The organism is Flavobacterium sp. 1 (genome assembly GCF_002797935.1).
In the GTDB taxonomy this organism is placed as follows: domain Bacteria; phylum Bacteroidota; class Bacteroidia; order Flavobacteriales; family Flavobacteriaceae; genus Flavobacterium.
In genome coordinates, this window is the sequence record NZ_PGER01000001.1 from 966,578 (window position 1) to 987,561 (window position 20,984).

Here is a 20,984-nt window from a genome sequence, read left to right on the forward strand (position 1 = left end):
AAACTCATTCTATTGATTTACATTTTACCGTTAGGCATAGTGTATTCTTTATTTTAATATTTTAAACTTGATAGATATGAAAATATTTCTACCTAAATCCGCAATTTTTACATTTGCTTTTTTAATTGCAAATTTGTTTTTTGCAAATGTATGTTTTGGGCAGGCGACTGTCATGACAGATAAAGCCGATTATCAGCCAGGTGATGCCGTTATAGTTACTGGCACTGGATGGCAACCGGGGGAAACGGTGTCGTTACATTTTATTGAAACACCACAGGTATGTACCAGTAATCATGATCGTTTAACGGTAGCAGATTCAAATGGGAATATTTATTATAATCAGTTTTTGATTAATATAAAGCATCTCGGAGTATCTTTTGTTTTAACCGCTATTGGACAAAGTTCTAATCTTTCAGCTGAAGTTTTGTTTACTGATGCTGGATATCAATTTGATGCTGTTGGGCTGCCATCAAGTACAAGCGTTGTTGTAAATTATACAATTTCTGGCACTGGAAGTGGTAATGGAACGTTTAATACTACCAGTTTTATTCCACCAGCAACAGCGGGGAACAATAACAATAATAAAACTATAACTGTTAATAGCTACACTCCAACTTATAGTCCAGCGCCATCCATAAAATATTCAATTTTAAATTATAGTTTGCGTGTAGGACCTAGTGGTTCTCCAATAACTCAACAAACTTCAAATGTTTTTGCTGTTGGGGGTAATAGTCCATCTGAAGCGGTGTTGTTTACTGCTAATTATGGTGCTTTAGTCGCAGCAAGTAATGTTGTTGGTATTTATGGAAGCTCTGTTTTATTGACTTCTACATTTTATTCAAATTATCAAACATCTGCCCCTATATCAGGAAAGACTATCACTTTTTATATAAATGGGACTTCAGTTGGTACAGGCACTACTAATGCAAGTGGGGTTGCAACTCTAAATTTAGATTTGACCAATGTTCCTTCACTTGGAAAATTAAATTCAGGGACTTATACAATTACGAGTTCTTTTGCAGGGGATGTAAGCTATTTAGCGATATCTAGTGCTAATAGTACTTCTGGATTATTGACAGTAAATAAAAAATCAATTACGATTACAGCAGCAAACCAAACTGTAGTATATGGCACATCTGTAGCTACAGTAACTGGGGCGGGCACTTATACTGCTGCGGGTTTTGTAGCTCCAGATACTTCGGCAGTGATTGGTGGTACTGCTGCTTACACAACTAATTATACAGCAACTACTCCAGCAGCTACGCCAGGAATAAATATTGTTCCTGGCGTATCGGGTTTGATAGCTGCTAATTATAGTTTTACGCCTGTAAATGGAACTGTTACTGTTGGTAAGGCAAACTCAACAATTACAGCCACGGGAGCAAATTTATTTACTTATAATGGCTTGCCTCAAGGACCAGGAACATCAACAGTAACTGGTTCAACCGGTGCTGTTAGTTATAAGTATTCAGGTGTGTTGCCAACTGTTTATAGTCAAAGTGCTACACGGCCAGTCAATGCAGGAACCTACCAAGTAATTGCTACTGTTGCTGCCGATAGCAATTATAATGGTAAAGATTCAGATCCTTTTGGCTTTACCATCGGCAAAGCCTCCAGCACCACCGTTGTTACCATCAACGGCGGTCCGTTCACCTATACGGGCGCTGCAATCGAGCCTGCGACAGTGAGCGTAACGGGCGCGGGAGGACTGAATTTAGCGCCAACGGCTTCTTACGGCAGTAATACCGATGCGGGAACAGCTTCGGCGAGCTACACTTTTGCGGGCGATGCGAACCATGACGGCAGCAGCGACAGCAAGGACTTTACCATCGGCAAAGCATCGAGCACCACCGTGGTTACCATCAACGGCGGTCCGTTCGCCTATACAGGCGCGGCAATCGAGCCTGCGACAGTGAGCGTAACGGGCGCGGGAGGACTGAATTTAGCGCCAACGGCTTCTTACAACAGCAACACCGATGCGGGAACAGCTTCGGCGGGCTATACTTTTGCGGGCGACGCAAACCATGACGGCAGCAGCGATAGCAAGGACTTTACCATCGGCAAAGCCTCCAGCACCACCGTGGTTACGATCAACGGCGGTCCGTTCACCTATACAGGCGCGGCAATCGAGCCTGCGACAGTGAGCGTAACGGGCGCGGGAGGACTGAATTTAGCGCCAACGGCTTCTTACAACAGCAACACCGATGCGGGAACAGCTTCGGCGGGCTATACTTTTGCGGGCGACGCAAACCATGACGGCAGCAGCGATAGCAAGGACTTTACCATCGGCAAAGCCTCCAGCACCACCGTGGTTACCATCAACGGCGGTCCGTTCACCTATACAGGCGCGGCAATCGAGCCTGCGACAGTGAGCGTAACGGGTGCGGGAGGACTGAATTTAGCGCCAACGGCTTCTTACAACAGCAACACCAATGCGGGAACAGCTTCGGCGGGCTACACTTTTGCGGGCGACGCGAACCATGACGGCAGCAGCGACAGCAAGACTTTTGAAATCGGCAAAGCCTCCAGCACCACTGTTGTTACGATCAACGGCGGTCCGTTCACCTATACGGGCGCTGCAATCGAGCCTGCGACAGTGAGCGTAACGGGCGCGGGAGGACTGAATTTAGCGCCAACGGCTTCTTACGGCAGTAATACCGATGCGGGAACAGCTTCCGCCAGCTATACTTTTGCGGGCGACGCAAACCATGACGGCAGCAGCGACAGCAAGGACTTTACCATCGGCAAAGCCTCCAGCACCACCGTGGTTACCATCAACGGCGGTCCGTTCACCTATACAGGTGCGGCAATCGAGCCGGCAACCGTGAGCGTAACGGGCGCGGGAAGTTTGAATATGTCACCAACGGCCTCCTACGGAAACAACACCAATGCGGGAACAGCTTCGGCGGGCTACACTTTTGCGGGCGATGCGAACCATGACGGCAGCAGCGACAGCAAGGACTTTACCATCGGCAAAGCCTCCAGCACCACTGTTGTTACGATCAGCGGCGGTCCGTTCACCTATACAGGCGCGGCAATCGAGCCTGCGACAGTGAGCGTAACGGGCGCGGGAGGACTGAATATGTCACCAACAGCATCCTACAACAGCAACACCAATGCGGGAACAGCTTCGGCGGGCTACACTTTTGCGGGCGATGCGAACCATGACGGCAGCAGCGACAGCAAGAACTTTACCATCGGCAAAGCATCGAGCACCACCGTGGTTACCATCAACGGCGGTCCGTTCACCTATACAGGCGCGGCAATCGAGCCGGCAACCGTGAGCGTAACGGGCGCGGGAGGACTGAATTTAGCGCCAACGGCTTCTTACGGAAACAACACCAATGCGGGAACAGCTTCCGCCAGCTATGCTTTTGCGGGCGATGCGAACCATGACGGCAGCAGCGACAGCAAGAACTTTACCATCGGCAAAGCCTCCAGCACCACCGTGGTTACCATCAACGGCGGTCCGTTCACCTATACAGGGGCTGCAATCGAGCCGGCGACCGTGAGCGTAACGGGCGCGGGAGGACTGAATTTAGCGCCAACAGCATCCTACGGAAACAACACCGATGCGGGAACAGCTTCGGCGGGCTATACTTTTGCGGGCGACGCAAACCATGACGGCAGCAGCGACAGCAAGGACTTTACCATCGGCAAAGCCTCCAGCACCACTGTTGTGACTATCAACGGCGGTCCGTTCACCTATACAGGCGCGGCAATCGAGCCTGCGACAGTGAGCGTAACGGGCGCAGGAAGTTTGAATATGTCACCAACGGCATCCTACGGAAACAACACCAATGCGGGAACAGCTTCGGCGAGCTATACTTTTGCGGGCGATGCGAACCATGACGGCAGCAGCGACAGCAAAGACTTTACCATCGGCAAAGCCTCCAGCACAACCGTGGTTACTATCAACGGCGGTCCGTTCACCTATACAGGCGCGGCAATCGAGCCAGCGACAGTGAGCGTAACGGGCGCTGGAGGGCTGAACTTGACACCAATAGCCTCTTATGGAAACAACACCAATGCGGGAACAGTTTCGGCGGGCTATACTTTTGCGGGCGACGCAAACCATGAAGCCAGCAGCGACAGCAAGACTTTTGAAATCGGCAAAGCATCGAGTACCACCGTGGTTACTATCAACGGCGGTCCGTTCGCCTATACAGGCTCTGCAATCGAGCCGGCGACAGTGAGCGTAACGGGCGCGGGAGGACTGAATATGTCTCCAGCGGCATCCTACGGAAACAACACCAATGCGGGAACAGCTTCCGCCAGCTACACTTTTGCGGGCGATGCGAACCATGACGGCAGCAGCGACAGCAAGGACTTTACCATCGGCAAAGCCTCCAGCACCACTGTTGTTACGATCAACGGCGATCCGTTCACCTATACGGGCGCTGCAATCGAGCCTGCGACAGTGAGCGTAACGGGCGCAGGAAGTTTGAATATGTCACCAACGGCCTCTTACGGAAATAATATCAATGCGGGAACAGCTTCGGCGAGCTATGCTTATGCGGGCGATGCGAACCATGACGGCAGCAGCGACAGCAAGGACTTTACCATCGGCAAAGCCTCCAGCACCACCGTGGTTACCATCAGCGGCGGTCCGTTCACCTATACAGGCGCGGCAATCGAGCCTGCGACAGTGAGCGTAACGGGCGCGGGAGGACTGAATATGTCACCAACAGCATCCTACAACAGCAACACCAATGCGGGAACAGCTTCGGCGGGCTACACTTTTGCGGGCGACGCGAACCATGACGGCAGCAGCGACAGCAAGGACTTTACCATCGGCAAAGCATCGAGCACCACCGTGGTTACCATCAACGGCGGTCCGTTCACCTATACAGGCGCGGCAATCGAGCCTGCGACAGTGAGCGTAACGGGCGCGGGAGGACTGAATTTAGCGCCAACGGCTTCTTACGGCAGTAATACCGATGCGGGAACAGCTTCCGCCAGCTATGCTTTTGCGGGCGATGCGAACCATGGCGGCAGCAGCGACAGCAAGGACTTTACCATCGGCAAAGCATCGAGCACCACCGTGGTTACCATCAACGGCGGTCCGTTCACCTATACAGGCGCGGCAATCGAGCCGGCAACCGTGAGCGTAACGGGCGCGGGAGGACTGAATTTAGCGCCAACGGCCTCCTACGGAAACAACACCAATGCGGGAACAGCTTCGGCGGGCTACACTTTTGCGGGCGACGCGAACCATGACGGCAGCAGCGACAGCAAGGACTTTACCATCGGCAAAGCATCGAGCACCACCGTGGTTACCATCAACGGCGGTCCGTTCACCTATACAGGCGCGGCAATCGAGCCTGCGACAGTGAGCGTAACGGGCGCGGGAGGACTGAATTTAGCGCCAACGGCTTCTTACGGAAACAACACCAATGCGGGAACAGCTTCGGCGGGCTACACTTTTGCGGGCGATGCGAACCATGACGGCAGCAGCGACAGCAAGGACTTTACCATCGGCAAAGCATCGAGCACCACCGTGGTTACCATCAACGGCGGTCCGTTCACCTATACAGGCGCGGCAATCGAGCCGGCAACCGTGAGCGTAACGGGCGCGGGAGGACTGAATTTAGCGCCAACGGCTTCTTACGGAAACAACACCAATGCGGGAACAGCTTCGGCGGGCTACACTTTTGCGGGCGATGCGAACCATGACGGCAGCAGCGACAGCAAGGACTTTACCATCGGCAAAGCATCGAGCACCACCGTGGTTACCATCAACGGCGGTCCGTTCACCTATACAGGCGCGGCAATCGAGCCGGCAACCGTGAGCGTAACGGGCGCGGGAGGACTGAATATGTCACCAACAGCATCCTACAACAGCAACACCAATGCGGGAACAGCTTCGGCGGGCTATACTTTTGCGGGCGACGCAAACCATGACGGCAGCAGCGACAGCAAGGACTTTACCATCGGCAAAGCCTCCAGCACCACCGTTGTTACGATCAACGGCGGTCCGTTCACCTATACGGGCGCTGCAATCGAGCCTGCGACAGTGAGCGTAACGGGCGCAGGAAGTTTGAATATGTCACCAACGGCCTCTTACGGAAATAATATCAATGCGGGAACAGCTTCGGCGGGCTATGCTTATGCGGGCGATGCGAACCATGACGGCAGCAGCGACAGCAAGACTTTTGAAATCGGCAAAGCCTCCAGCACCACCGTGGTTACCATCAACGGCGGTCCGTTCACCTATACAGGCGCCGCAATCGAGCCTGCGACTGTGAGCGTAACGGGCGCAGGAGGCCTGAATTTAGCGCCAACAGCCTCTTACGGAAACAACACCAATGCGGGAACAGCTTCGGCGAGCTATGCTTATACAGGCGATGCGAACCATGACGGCAGCAGCGACAGCAAAGACTTTACCATCGGCAAAGCCTCCAGCACAACCGTGGTTACTATCAACGGCGGTCCGTTCACCTATACGGGCGCTGCAATCGAGCCTGCGACAGTGAGCGTAACGGGCGCAGGAAGTTTGAATATGTCACCAACAGCCTCTTACGGAAATAATATCAATGCGGGAACAGCTTCGGCGAGCTATGCTTATGCGGGCGATGCGAACCATGACGGCAGCAGCGACAGCAAGACTTTTGAAATCGGCAAAGCCTCCAGCACCACCGCGGTTACCATCAACGGCGGTCCGTTCACCTATACAGGGGCTGCAATCGAGCCGGCGACCGTGAGCGTAACGGGCGCGGGAGGACTGAATTTAGCGCCAACAGCATCCTACGGAAACAACACCGATGCGGGAACAGCTTCGGCGGGCTATACTTTTGCGGGCGACGCAAACCATGACGGCAGCAGCGACAGCAAGGACTTTACCATCGGCAAAGCCTCCAGCACCACTGTTGTGACTATCAACGGCGGTCCGTTCACCTATACAGGCGCGGCAATCGAGCCTGCGACAGTGAGCGTAACGGGTGCGGGAGGACTGAATTTAGCGCCAACGGCTTCTTACAACAGCAACACCAATGCGGGAACAGCTTCGGCGGGCTACACTTTTGCGGGCGACGCGAACCATGACGGCAGCAGCGACAGCAAGACTTTTGAAATCGGCAAAGCCTCCAGCACCACTGTTGTTACGATCAACGGCGGTCCGTTCACCTATACGGGCGCTGCAATCGAGCCTGCGACAGTGAGCGTAACGGGCGCGGGAGGACTGAATTTAGCGCCAACGGCTTCTTACGGCAGTAATACCGATGCGGGAACAGCTTCGGCGGGCTACACTTTTGCGGGCGACGCGAACCATGACGGCAGCAGCGACAGCAAGGACTTTACCATCGGCAAAGCATCGAGCACCACCGTGGTTACCATCAACGGCGGTCCGTTCACCTATACAGGCGCGGCAATCGAGCCTGCGACAGTGAGCGTAACGGGCGCGGGAGGACTGAATTTAGCGCCAACGGCTTCTTACGGCAGTAATACCGATGCGGGAACAGCTTCCGCCAGCTATGCTTTTGCGGGCGATGCGAACCATGGCGGCAGCAGCGACAGCAAGGACTTTACCATCGGCAAAGCATCGAGCACCACCGTGGTTACCATCAACGGCGGTCCGTTCACCTATACAGGCGCGGCAATCGAGCCGGCAACCGTGAGCGTAACGGGCGCGGGAGGACTGAATTTAGCGCCAACGGCCTCCTACGGAAACAACACCAATGCGGGAACAGCTTCGGCGGGCTACACTTTTGCGGGCGACGCGAACCATGACGGCAGCAGCGACAGCAAGGACTTTACCATCGGCAAAGCATCGAGCACCACCGTGGTTACCATCAACGGCGGTCCGTTCACCTATACAGGCGCGGCAATCGAGCCTGCGACAGTGAGCGTAACGGGCGCGGGAGGACTGAATTTAGCGCCAACGGCTTCTTACGGAAACAACACCAATGCGGGAACAGCTTCGGCGGGCTACACTTTTGCGGGCGATGCGAACCATGACGGCAGCAGCGACAGCAAGGACTTTACCATCGGCAAAGCATCGAGCACCACCGTGGTTACCATCAACGGCGGTCCGTTCACCTATACAGGCGCGGCAATCGAGCCGGCAACCGTGAGCGTAACGGGCGCGGGAGGACTGAATTTAGCGCCAACGGCTTCTTACGGAAACAACACCAATGCGGGAACAGCTTCGGCGGGCTACACTTTTGCGGGCGACGCAAACCATGACGGCAGCAGCGACAGCAAGGACTTTACCATCGGCAAAGCATCGAGCACCACCGTGGTTACCATCAACGGCGGTCCGTTCACCTATACAGGCGCGGCAATCGAGCCGGCAACCGTGAGCGTAACGGGCGCGGGAGGACTGAATATGTCACCAACAGCATCCTACAACAGCAACACCAATGCGGGAACAGCTTCCGCCAGCTACACTTTTGCGGGCGATGCGAACCATGACGGCAGCAGCGACAGCAAGGACTTTACCATCGGCAAAGCCTCCAGCACCACTGTTGTTACGATCAACGGCGGTCCGTTCACCTATACGGGCGCTGCAATCGAGCCTGCGACAGTGAGCGTAACGGGCGCAGGAAGTTTGAATATGTCACCAACGGCCTCTTACGGAAATAATATCAATGCGGGAACAGCTTCGGCGAGCTATGCTTATGCGGGCGATGCGAACCATGACGGCAGCAGCGACAGCAAGGACTTTACCATCGGCAAAGCCTCCAGCACCACCGTGGTTACCATCAGCGGCGGTCCGTTCACCTATACAGGCGCGGCAATCGAGCCTGCGACAGTGAGCGTAACGGGCGCGGGAGGACTGAATATGTCACCAACAGCATCCTACAACAGCAACACCAATGCGGGAACAGCTTCGGCGGGCTACACTTTTGCGGGCGACGCGAACCATGACGGCAGCAGCGACAGCAAGGACTTTACCATCGGCAAAGCCTCCAGCACCACCGTTGTTACGATCAACGGCGGTCCGTTCACCTATACGGGCGCTGCAATCGAGCCTGCGACAGTGAGCGTAACGGGCGCAGGAAGTTTGAATATGTCACCAACGGCCTCTTACGGAAATAATATCAATGCGGGAACAGCTTCGGCGGGCTATGCTTATGCGGGCGATGCGAACCATGACGGCAGCAGCGACAGCAAGACTTTTGAAATCGGCAAAGCCTCCAGCACCACCGTGGTTACCATCAACGGCGGTCCGTTCACCTATACAGGCGCCGCAATCGAGCCTGCGACTGTGAGCGTAACGGGCGCAGGAGGCCTGAATTTAGCGCCAACAGCCTCTTACGGAAACAACACCAATGCGGGAACAGCTTCGGCGAGCTATGCTTATACAGGCGATGCGAACCATGACGGCAGCAGCGACAGCAAAGACTTTACCATCGGCAAAGCCTCCAGCACAACCGTGGTTACTATCAACGGCGGTCCGTTCACCTATACGGGCGCTGCAATCGAGCCTGCGACAGTGAGCGTAACGGGCGCAGGAAGTTTGAATATGTCACCAACAGCCTCTTACGGAAATAATATCAATGCGGGAACAGCTTCGGCGAGCTATGCTTATGCGGGCGATGCGAACCATGACGGCAGCAGCGACAGCAAGACTTTTGAAATCGGCAAAGCCTCCAGCACCACCGCGGTTACCATCAACGGCGGTCCGTTCACCTATACAGGGGCTGCAATCGAGCCGGCGACCGTGAGCGTAACGGGCGCGGGAGGACTGAATTTAGCGCCAACAGCATCCTACGGAAACAACACCGATGCGGGAACAGCTTCGGCGGGCTATACTTTTGCGGGCGACGCGAACCATGACGGCAGCAGCGACAGCAAGGACTTTACCATCGGCAAAGCATCGAGCACCACCGTGGTTACCATCAACGGCGGTCCGTTCACCTATACAGGCGCGGCAATCGAGCCTGCGACAGTGAGCGTAACGGGCGCGGGAGGACTGAATTTAGCGCCAACGGCTTCTTACGGAAACAACACCAATGCGGGAACAGCTTCGGCGGGCTACACTTTTGCGGGCGATGCGAACCATGACGGCAGCAGCGACAGCAAGGACTTTACCATCGGCAAAGCATCGAGCACCACCGTGGTTACCATCAACGGCGGTCCGTTCACCTATACAGGCGCGGCAATCGAGCCGGCAACCGTGAGCGTAACGGGCGCGGGAGGACTGAATTTAGCGCCAACGGCTTCTTACGGAAACAACACCAATGCGGGAACAGCTTCGGCGGGCTACACTTTTGCGGGCGATGCGAACCATGACGGCAGCAGCGACAGCAAGGACTTTACCATCGGCAAAGCATCGAGCACCACCGTGGTTACCATCAACGGCGGTCCGTTCACCTATACAGGCGCGGCAATCGAGCCGGCAACCGTGAGCGTAACGGGCGCGGGAGGACTGAATATGTCACCAACAGCATCCTACAACAGCAACACCAATGCGGGAACAGCTTCGGCGGGCTATACTTTTGCGGGCGACGCAAACCATGACGGCAGCAGCGACAGCAAGGACTTTACCATCGGCAAAGCCTCCAGCACCACCGTTGTTACGATCAACGGCGGTCCGTTCACCTATACGGGCGCTGCAATCGAGCCTGCGACAGTGAGCGTAACGGGCGCAGGAAGTTTGAATATGTCACCAACGGCCTCTTACGGAAATAATATCAATGCGGGAACAGCTTCGGCGAGCTATGCTTATGCGGGCGATGCGAACCATGACGGCAGCAGCGACAGCAAAGACTTTACCATCGGCAAAGCCTCAAGCACCACCGCGGTTACCATCAACGGCGGTCCGTTCACCTTTACAGGTTCGGCAATCGAGCCGGCGACAGTTAGCGTAACGGGCGCGGGAGGCCTGAATATGTCACCAACGGCTTCCTATAACAGCAACACCAATGCGGGAACAGCTTCGGCGAGCTATACTTTTTCGGGCGATGCGAACCATGAGGGCAGCAGCGACAGCAAGACTTTTGAAATCGGCAAGGCAAATCCAACAATTGTAGTTACACCATACAGTGTTACCTATGATACTGTGGCACATACAGCAACAGGAACTGCCAAAGGAGTTCAAGGAGCAGCTTTAGCAGGATTGAATTTAGGTGAAACCATTCATACCAATGCAGGAACATATACTAGTGATGCTTGGGTATTTACCGATGTCACTGGAAACTACAATAATGCTAATGGAACTGTAAACAATACCATAAGCAAAGCCAATACTAGCGTAAGTGCGACAGGAGGTATGTTTAATTTTGATGATAATGCTCATGCAGTGACTGCTCATGCTATTGGTATTGGAGGTATTAATATTACCACTCCGTTTACTTTTAGTTATGTTGGAACAAATTGTGCAGGAACTTATAATTCTGGATCTGCACCTTCTGCTCCTGGGACTTATACTGCAATGGCAGCATTCGGGGGCAATTCCAATTATAATGGTTCTTCAGCAACTGCCAATATTAGCATTACGTCTATAATGACAGCAAGCGCTACAGGTACTAACAATGTTTGTAATGCTGGTAATACAGGTACTGCAACAGTTATACCAACCCTTGGTAAGAGTCCATATTCCTATTTGTGGAGTAATGGTGCTTTAACACAAACGATAACTGGTTTGGTTGCGGGTGCTTATAATGTAACAGTAACGGACGCTAATAATTGTACAAAAACTGCTTCTTATACTGTTACGCAGCCATTAGCTTTGTCTGCGACTATTACAACCAATAATCCTAATCTTTACTTTGGCTATTCTGGTGATCAGGCAGCAACTATTACAGTAAAACCAATAGGAGGAAAAGCACCTTACCGAGTAGAAATAATGATGGTAGATCCTTTGCCTGCTTCACCATCCCGTCCAATTGAACGTGTGGGAGGTAAGCTCATCTGTGATTATATTAACACTACTGGTGATGAAACTTGGACAAGCGTAGGGACAACATATCAAACCATTAATTCGTGTATGGTACAACCAAAATCTATTTCAAGTAATCCAGCCAGTACAAGTTTTAATAATATTCCTTTAAATGGAAGTTATTCTGTAAATGTTACTTTGCTTGCTGATGCCCGATTTATTGCTACGGTAGTTGATGCTAATGGATGCTCTTATACCATACCATACAATCAGTCAGTTGGGGTTGATGCTGAAGATGCACGTTGTTTTGCTGGGAATAGTGGTGTTGTAAAAGTGGCGATATGTCATCAAACGGGAAGTGCTAAGAATCCATGTACGGCTATTTGCGTTGATCAGTCGGCAGTGCAGGAACATCTTAATCACGGAGACTTTTTGGGTAAATGCACGAATGACTGTAAGCCTCAAGGGTCTAATGCAAAAAACATTCATTCTGAAAAAATGCTTATTGAAGCAACAGCTACAGATATAGAACCTGCTGAATTTGCCGTAAAAGTTTTCCCTAATCCAAGCGACAGTCAGTTTACTTTAGTGACGGAAGGGGGTAATAATGAAAAAGTGGAGGTATTAGTATATGATATGTTTGCACGCAGAGTAAAACGTATCGAAAAAAATGATAATCAACCAATTGTTTTTGGAGAAGAATTTTCTTCAGGAGAATATATTGTATTGATAAGACAGGGAGAAAATGCAAAAACTTTGAATCTGATAAAAAAATAAATTATTAAAAGAGTTTTTAAATTAAAGCCTTCCAGATTGTTTTTGGAAGGCTTCGTTTTTTATAAAAATTAGAGTGATTTTGTATAGTTTGAAATGGCAAGTAATGTCATTACTTTTCGAAAATTACTGTACTTGCCGTTGCGCCAAGATCCAGTAGGCTTTTAGTGATGTTTTTTACAAAATCAGTAGGGCCACAAACATAAAAGTTCTGACTGAAGTCGGCTATGGTTTCAATTAAGAAATTGCGATCTATTCTTTTTTCTTGAAATCCTATCACATTTTCCCGTGTGTATATTTTTAAAAAATCTTTCTTTAGCATTTTTTGTAATTCTTCGACCATAATTACATCCTCTACAGTTTTGTTGCTGTAAATGAGTTTGTTGCCTGAGAGTAGTTGTTGTTTGTATAAATCACGAAAAATGGAAATAAATGGGGTGATGCCAGCTCCTCCAGCAATAAATGTCCCTTTTCCTTTGTATTGAATGGCTCCGAAAACATCGTGAAGTATCAATTCGGCTCCGGCATTGATACTGCCAAGCTTATTGGTCACACCCTCATGATCTTTGTAAATCTTGATCATAAATTCGAGATAGTTTTGTTCGTTTAAATTGGTAAAGGTGAAAGGGCGTAATTTGTCTTCCCATTCAGGAAGGTTTATGGAAACATCGGTAGCTTGCCCCGGAATAAAATTATATCCAGCGGGTTTTTCTGTCACAAAGCATTTTACGTCATGGGTGATGTAAAATGCTTTAAGAACTTTTACAATTGGTGTTTCCATAGTGGTTATTGTTGATTCAAATTACTTTCATTACTCAGTTTTGACAAACTTTTTGCGGCGTTTGTGAAGTCTGATGGTATGAGGATTACGGTGGTGGTATTGTTGTCTATCCCTATTTCAGCCAGCATTTGCATACGTCTTAATTCTAATGCAATTGGGCTTTCTTCCATTCTTTTTGCTCCCTGTGTTAGTTTTATGGATGCTTCCAATTCGGCTTCCGCTTTTACAATTCGAGCTCTTTTTTCTCTTATTGCTTCCGCTTCGCGTGCCATGGCTCTTTGCATTGCTTCTGGAATTTCAACATCTTTCATTTCGACCATTTCAATTTTTATTCCCCATGGTTCGGTTGCCGAATCTACAATTTTTTGAAGCGTTCCATTGATTTGTTCTCTTTCTCTTAATACTTCATCTAGAGAATGCTGTCCGATAATGTTTCGTAATGCAGTAACCGAAAATTGATAAACTGCCTTATTGTAGTCTGCCACTTTGATAATTGCATTTTCAGGATTCGTTATTTTGAACCACAGTACAGCATTTACTTTAATCGTTACGCTGTCTTTTGTAATGGTTTCCTGCTGTTCCAAATCAACAGTTTTTGTTCGAATGTCTACCCGTTGCTGTCTTTCGATGAAAGGGATGATCCAATAAATCCCAGGACCCATTATGTTTCTGTAACGACCAAGTCTAAATATCACTCCACGCTGATATTCTTGTGCGATACGAATACCTCCTATAAGGAACATAGCGAATATGGTTAAGGTAATTTGCAAAGGTGTCATAGTTTGTTTTTTAAGCGTCCTTTTGTTTGTAATTTTAAGAGTTATTTAATTTTTTGGAACTCTATAATAGGGTGTTATTTCTCACTATAGATTACAAGAGCACTAGAATCAATAATGACATTGTTGTCAGGATATTTTTGATTCACTAGTGAATACACTTCTTCTTTTATTTTTTGTCTCATTGCGTCGTCTGTTTTACTGAGGGCGGCGACTACAGGAGCGGCAACATCATTCATTAGATCCCAATAAACATCCGTTGTTTTGCAGTTTAATTTTCCTGTAACTTCATTTTCCGAAATGTTTTTGAGACCCGCTTGCAAAAATAAATCAGACATAAATCCCGCTTTTGAACAACGAAACATTCCAGGTGCTCCGGGAGCTGGAGGAGCTATTTCTACGTTTTTGCTGATGGTTCCCATAGTGGCGGTTATCCAGAAATTTTTTTCTGGAATGTTCCAAACTGCGGTAGCAATTTTACCTCCGGGCTTAAGGACTCGTGCCATTTCTTTTATGGCCAATAGCATATCTGGGAAAAACATAAATCCAAAGCGGCAACTAATGGCATCAAAAGTGTTATCTTCAAAAGGGAGTTCACTGACATCACACACTATGGTTTCAAAATTTCTGATTCCTCTCTTTTTTGCATTTTCTTGAGCTACTTCGAGCATTCCTTCGGCTAAGTCTGTAGAAATTACTTTTCCGCCGTTTAAATGAGATGCAATGGTCAGTCCTGGTTCTCCAGTTCCTGCGGCGACATCCAGAACGATAGCGTCGCTTTTTAGATTGAGTAATTTAATAATTTCGTCTCCCATGGGTTTTAGAAAATCCATTGTGAGTTCATCCCATTTTTTCCAACCAGAAGAGAATTTATTCCATGTCTCTTTCTGTTGGTCCCTGATTTGTTCAATTTCTAATTCCATGACAGTATAATTTGTTGTTTATAATTATATTCTGGACACAACTTTGTAAGGAAAGAAATACTATAGATTTATGGGGATATTTATTATTACGAAATAGGGTAATAAATTTAAGAATATAATAGGTCTGCTTATGTTAAAGCCATCATATATTTTTGATAAAGCGGAGTAATAAATAAAAAAAACACTCTAAAATAAATTCTAGAGTGTTTTATGGATATTTAGAAATTGAATGTTACAAGAATTCTCCGTGTTGAGAGATGTCTAATCCTAGTTCTTCTTTTTCTTCGGTTACCCTTAAAGGCGTAATTTTGTTAACAATAAAGAATAAAGCATAAGAAACACAAAAAGCAAATATAGAAACAAGAACTAATGCTTTCAATTGTGCGAAAAACAATGCTGTTTCTCCAAAAATTAAACCATTTCCAAGTTGTCCCTTAGCAGTTACCAAAGGATTAACTGCCCCAGAAGCAAATACTCCTGTTAAAACCATTCCTACCATACCTCCAACACCATGACAGGCAAATACGTCTAAGGCATCGTCGATTTTTCCTTTAGGGAATTTACTAACAACAAGGTTACTTATCACACTCGCTATAATACCAATTGCCATTGCGTGAGGAATGCTTACGAATCCTGCGGCAGGAGTAATTGCAACCAATCCAACTACTGCTCCGATAGAAGCACCCATTGCAGAAAGTTTATGCCCCATAATTTTGTCAAGGAATACCCATGCCATTGCAGCAGCAGCAGCAGCTACAGTTGTAGTTCCTAATGCTTGTGCAGCAAGGCTGCTAGCCCCTACAGCTGATCCTGCGTTAAAACCAAACCAACCAAACCATAATAAACCAGTTCCTAATAATACATAAGTAATACGAGCAGGATTTGCTTTTTGTACTTTTCTTTTTCCTAAGAAGATAGCTCCTGCAAGAGCTGCCCAACCTGCACTCATGTGTACTACTGTTCCTCCAGCAAAATCTAAAACTCCCATTTTGAAGAACATTCCATCAGGATGCCAAGTCATGTGGCATAATGGAGCATATACAAATAATATAAATAATACCATAAACAATAGGTAAGCCCAGAAACGTACTCTTTCAGCAAAAGCTCCAGTAATTAAGGCAGGAGTAATGATCGCAAATTTTGCTTGAAATAATGCAAACAAGATGAAGGGGATAGTTGGAGCTAATTCCCAAGCGGTATTGGCACTTACACCATTGAAAAATAAATTTGAAGAAGGATTACCGATAAAACCTCCAATTGAAGGACCAAAACATAATCCAAATCCGATTACGACCCATAAAAGGGTTACTATAACCATTGCCATGTAGCTTTGTAACATGGTACTGATGACATTTTTTTTACCTACCATTCCGCCATAAAAGAATCCGAGCCCCGGCGTCATTAATAATACAAATGCTGTGGCTACAATCATCCAAGCTGTGTCTCCCGTGTCTAATTTTAGCGGTATAACATGTGTTCCTAATGTTGGTGATTCAACAAGGAAATGAATTGAAAAAATGGACAATACCAGAATTGTGATTAGAATCACACTTAAAATAATTTTTCGCATAGTTTTTTGGTTTTAAGTTTAGATAAAAGTATAAAAAATATTTCATGCCTTTATGGAAATCTTTTTTGTGTTTTTGTTATTTAGTTTTTTAGAATAATTACAATTTTTAAACATAAATTAAATTTAAGCAGAATAATCTTGTAAATATTTTATAGCTAACCTTTTTAAAGGTTAGCTATAATTTAATTTTTTTATTTTGACAATGGAGTTTCAGCATTTTTATCCATTTTTATTCCTGAGTAACCATCAATTCCCATTTCAGGAAGGTCTAGCCCGTAAAGTTCTACATCAGGAGCAACTCTGTTTCCAAAAAAGATCCCTAGTAATTTAAACATTACCCAACCCGCTATACCAACGTAGATGATGTTAATTGCAACTCCTATCAACTCTGCAAAAAACTGTCCTGAATCACCATAAAATAAGCCGGTTACAGCTCCTTTTACTCCATTTAATCCATCGCCATAAGTTCCATCAGCAAATAATCCAAGAGCTAAACAACCCCAAATTCCATTGGCACCGTGTACAGCAATTGCACCAACTGGATCGTCAATTTTAAGTTTTCTTTCAACCAAAAAGGTTACTTCAACAACAATTATCCCTGAAATCAATCCGATTAGTAATCCGCCAAGAGGATTTACAAAGGCACAAGGTGCAGTAATAGCAACTAGACCAGCAAGTAATCCATTACACATCATACTTACATCTGGTTTTGATCCTCTAACAGACCAAATCCATACTGTGGCAGCTAAAGCTCCACCACATGATGCCATCATAGTGTTAAATGCAACTACTGTAAAACGTAAATCTGTTCCTGAAAGAGTTGATCCTGCATTAAAACCAAACCATCCAAAGGCGAGTATTAAAGTACCCAATACTGCCATTGGGATATTATGTCCTGGAATTGCATTTGGAGAGCCATCTTTATTAAATTTGCCTAATCTGGGTCCAATCATTTTTGCACCAACAAAGGCCAATACACCACCTGTTAGGTGAACGACAGAGGAACCGGCAAAATCAACATGTCCATGACCTAAACCAAAGTTTGCACCAAGTTGGGCTAGCCATCCGCCTCCCCAAACCCAGTTACCATATAATGGGTATATTAAACCACCAATAATAACTCCCGATACCGCAAAAGAAAGAAATTTCCATCTTTCTGCCATTGCACCCGTAGGTATAGTACAGGCAGCATCCATGAATACAACTTGAAATACAAAAAAGCCTAATACTCCAACATCATAAATGCCGTTCATGAAAAAGCCTTTGGCTCCAAATAATCCAAAAACATGTCCAAAAAGAGTTATAGATACTTCATGATCCAATCCGTTATAACCTCCTAATGTTCCCAATGCTCCGACACCGCCAAACATTATAGCAAAGCCGCATATGAAAAAACCTATAGCACCAGCTGGATATACAAACAAGTTCATTGCCATGGTATGTGCAACATTTTTTGCACGGGTTAGTCCTGTTTCGACTAATGCAAAACCAGCCTGCATAAAGAATACAAGGAAACCAGCCATTAAAAGCCAAACAAGATTTATTCCTACTTTGTTTTTACCTACTTGATCTGAAACTTCGGTAGGTGTTGGTGCGCCAGGTTTGGCTGCAGTTACATCAGCTGTTGATCCAGTGGTGACTCCACTAGGGTCGGGACTTTTGGTGGTTGCTGTTTGCGCTTCTGATGTAAAAGCCGTTAAACTAAGCGTAAGTATAAAAACTAAATATATTATTTTTCGTATCATATTAGATTGCTTTAAAAATTGTTTATTAGATTTGATCTCCAGGTCCTGCAGTAGATGCTTCGCCTCTTGCACCATTACTAATTCGTACAGATTCTTCGATGTTATAAGTAAAAATCATTCCATCTCCTACTTGTCCAGTAAAAGCAGCTTTTTCGATACAGTTTATTGTTTTGGCAAGATTACTGTCTTTTAATACAATAGAAAGAAAAATACGAGGAATAAACTGGGTGTCATAAATTGTTCCTCTATAACTGTGGTGCATTTGTAAATGTTCGCTTCCAACACCTGATGCTTCCCAATAAGAGAAAAAATCAATACCACAATTTTTTAGTTCTGTTTTAACATCTTCAAATTTTGATGTTCTAACAATTGCTTCAATTTTTTTCATAGAAAAGTTATTTTTTTTAATCGATTAATAAATTTTTTAAACTTCTAAAATATTTTACAGTTTAAAATTTAAAACATTTTCAATGGTATTTTTTTGTTTTAATTTTTCATAAAAGTATTAAATGATTTAAAATACTCCAAAAAAATAGGGGTTGATGTCTTATTTTTATTAAAATATTACTTTACCTCCCTAATAATTTAAGGGGTGATTGATATATGTGCCTAAAACAAAGAATATGTTAATGAGATTTTAAGTTTTTTTTAAGTTTTATTCTTGAATTGTTAATTTTTTTAGGAAATTATCGCTTGTTTTAGCAGTTGGACGATGTTTTTGTTAATGATTACTTAAAATATTCTGAAAAAAGATATTGTTTGGCAAGTGTTTTGTTTTTGCTATTCAGGGAGACATATAAGCCGAAAATAGGTTTTCTCGTTCTTTGCTGTTTGTCTCGTTATGGATAATTTTATTAAATAGCTTTAGAAATAATAGATATATGCTTTAAGTGATTTAATTATAGGATTTTAGCTATTTTATTGAGGTAATGCTGCGTAAGTCTTGTGAGGAGCTTTGTTAATTTGGTTCGATTGAGAGGTCTGTAATATCAGATATTTCTGCTTTTAAAATAAATAATGAAGCTGGGTTTCTATGGTTTGTAATTGTTTTGAAAATTTAAAAATGTGATAAAAAAAAACACCCCAAGTAATTTAGAGTGTTTTGATTTTTTTGTTAAAAAGAAGCTATAAATATTCTCCGTGCTGTGTAATGTCTAAACCAAGTTCTTCTTTTTCTTGGGATACCCGCAAAGGAGTAATTTTGTTTACTATATAGAAAAGGAAATAAGATATTGTAAAAGCGAATATAGATACGCCGACTAAAGCAATTATTTGGTGAGTAAATAATTTGGTCTCCCCAAAAGCAAGACCTTGGTCGATAACTGCAGGATTGATGTCTTTGGAAGCAAATACACCGGTTAATACCATTCCAACCATTCCTCCGACACCATGGCAGGCGAATACATCTAAAGCATCATCTATTTTAAATTTATGGAATTTGCTAACTGTGATATTACTGATGATACTTCCAATAATTCCTATAGTGATTGCATGCGGCATGCTTACAAATCCTGCGGCTGGAGTGATGGTTACCAGTCCGACTACTGCGCCAATACAAGCACCCATAGCTGAAAGTTTGTGGCCCATAATTTTATCAAGAAATACCCAAGTCATAGAGGCGACTGCAGCCGCAACAGTTGTTGTTCCGAGTGCTTGTGCAGCAAGACCATTGGCTCCCATGGCCGATCCTGCGTTGAAACCAAACCATCCAAACCATAATAATCCAGTTCCTAATAGTACATAAGTAATACGTGCCGGGGTTGGTTTTGGTGATTTGCGTTTTCCTAGAAAGATAGCTCCGGCAAGCGCGGCCCATCCTGCACTCATGTGTACGACTGTACCTCCTGCAAAATCTAATACTCCAAAATTATACAGTAATCCATCCGGATGCCATGTCATGTGTGCTAATGGAGCGTAAATAAAAAGTATGAATAGCACCATAAACAATAGGTAAGCCCAAAAACGGATACGCTCAGCAAAAGCTCCCGTTACTATGGCTGGTGTTATAATAGCAAATTTAGCTTGGAATAATGCAAATAATAAAAAAGGAATTGTTGGAGCTAATTTCCATGAGGTACCAATTCCGACTCCTTGAAAAAAGATATATGGTATTGGGTTTCCAATGATGCCTCCAATTGAAGGTCCAAACGATAATCCGAAAGCAATCAGTACCCATAAAACGGTTACAATAATCATGGCCATGAAACTTTGAAGCATGGTGCTGATCACATTTTTTTTGCCTACCATACCACCATAGAAGAAACCTAATCCAGGAGTCATTAGTAATACCAATGCAGAAGCTACCAGCATCCATGCGATATCACCAGTGTCAAATTTTGAAATTTCGGAAAGATTTGTTTTGTGGCTTGTTAAAAAGTAATTAGAGAAATAGGATAGTACCAAAATTGTGACAAGTATCACACTTAAAACTATTTTTCGCATTTTATATTAATTTTATTTTTTTTATGCAAAAATAAAAAATCATTTCAAACACCCTGTTAAAAAGGGCGTGAGCTTGTTATTTTTATCATTTGTGCATTTTACCTCCCATAAATTAGGGGTAGGTAATGTAAAAATCACTTAAAAATAAT

Annotated in this window: 8 protein-coding genes; 1 reads left to right on the plus strand and 7 read right to left on the minus strand. The window is 45.9% G+C overall.

All coding sequences use genetic code 11. The features are described from left to right. Positions 1-76: 76 nt before the first annotated feature. Positions 77-12,601 (plus strand): T9SS type A sorting domain-containing protein, encoded by a 12,525-nt coding sequence (locus tag CLU83_RS04135; RefSeq protein ID WP_100430437.1) that lies wholly within the window; start codon positions 77-79, stop codon positions 12,599-12,601. A 109-nt stretch (positions 12,602-12,710) separates the two neighbouring features. On the opposite strand, the gene CLU83_RS04140 is transcribed toward CLU83_RS04135, so the two are convergent. From CLU83_RS04140 to CLU83_RS04170, 7 genes are all read right to left on the minus strand, one after another. Further along, positions 12,711-13,379: an FAD-binding oxidoreductase gene (locus CLU83_RS04140; protein WP_100430438.1), complete on the minus strand. Its 669-nt coding sequence runs from the start codon at positions 13,377-13,379 to the stop codon at positions 12,711-12,713. 5 nt (positions 13,380-13,384) lie between these two features. Then, positions 13,385-14,158, minus strand: a complete 774-nt coding sequence (locus CLU83_RS04145; protein WP_100430439.1) for a slipin family protein — start codon at positions 14,156-14,158, stop codon at positions 13,385-13,387. A 74-nt stretch (positions 14,159-14,232) separates the two neighbouring features. Further along, positions 14,233-15,078, minus strand: a complete 846-nt coding sequence (locus CLU83_RS04150; protein WP_100430440.1) for a class I SAM-dependent methyltransferase — start codon at positions 15,076-15,078, stop codon at positions 14,233-14,235. A 232-nt stretch (positions 15,079-15,310) separates the two neighbouring features. Continuing rightward, positions 15,311-16,648, minus strand: a complete 1,338-nt coding sequence (locus tag CLU83_RS04155; RefSeq protein WP_100430441.1) for an ammonium transporter — start codon at positions 16,646-16,648, stop codon at positions 15,311-15,313. 191 nt (positions 16,649-16,839) lie between these two features. Beyond that, complete coding sequence (locus CLU83_RS04160) at positions 16,840-18,393, minus strand: ammonium transporter (protein WP_100430442.1); 1,554 nt, start codon at positions 18,391-18,393, stop codon at positions 16,840-16,842. A 25-nt stretch (positions 18,394-18,418) separates the two neighbouring features. After that, positions 18,419-18,781, minus strand: a complete 363-nt coding sequence (locus CLU83_RS04165) for a P-II family nitrogen regulator (protein ID WP_100430443.1) — start codon at positions 18,779-18,781, stop codon at positions 18,419-18,421. A 737-nt stretch (positions 18,782-19,518) separates the two neighbouring features. Next, positions 19,519-20,835, minus strand: a complete 1,317-nt coding sequence (locus CLU83_RS04170) for an ammonium transporter (RefSeq protein ID WP_100430444.1) — start codon at positions 20,833-20,835, stop codon at positions 19,519-19,521. Positions 20,836-20,984 lie beyond the last annotated feature (149 nt).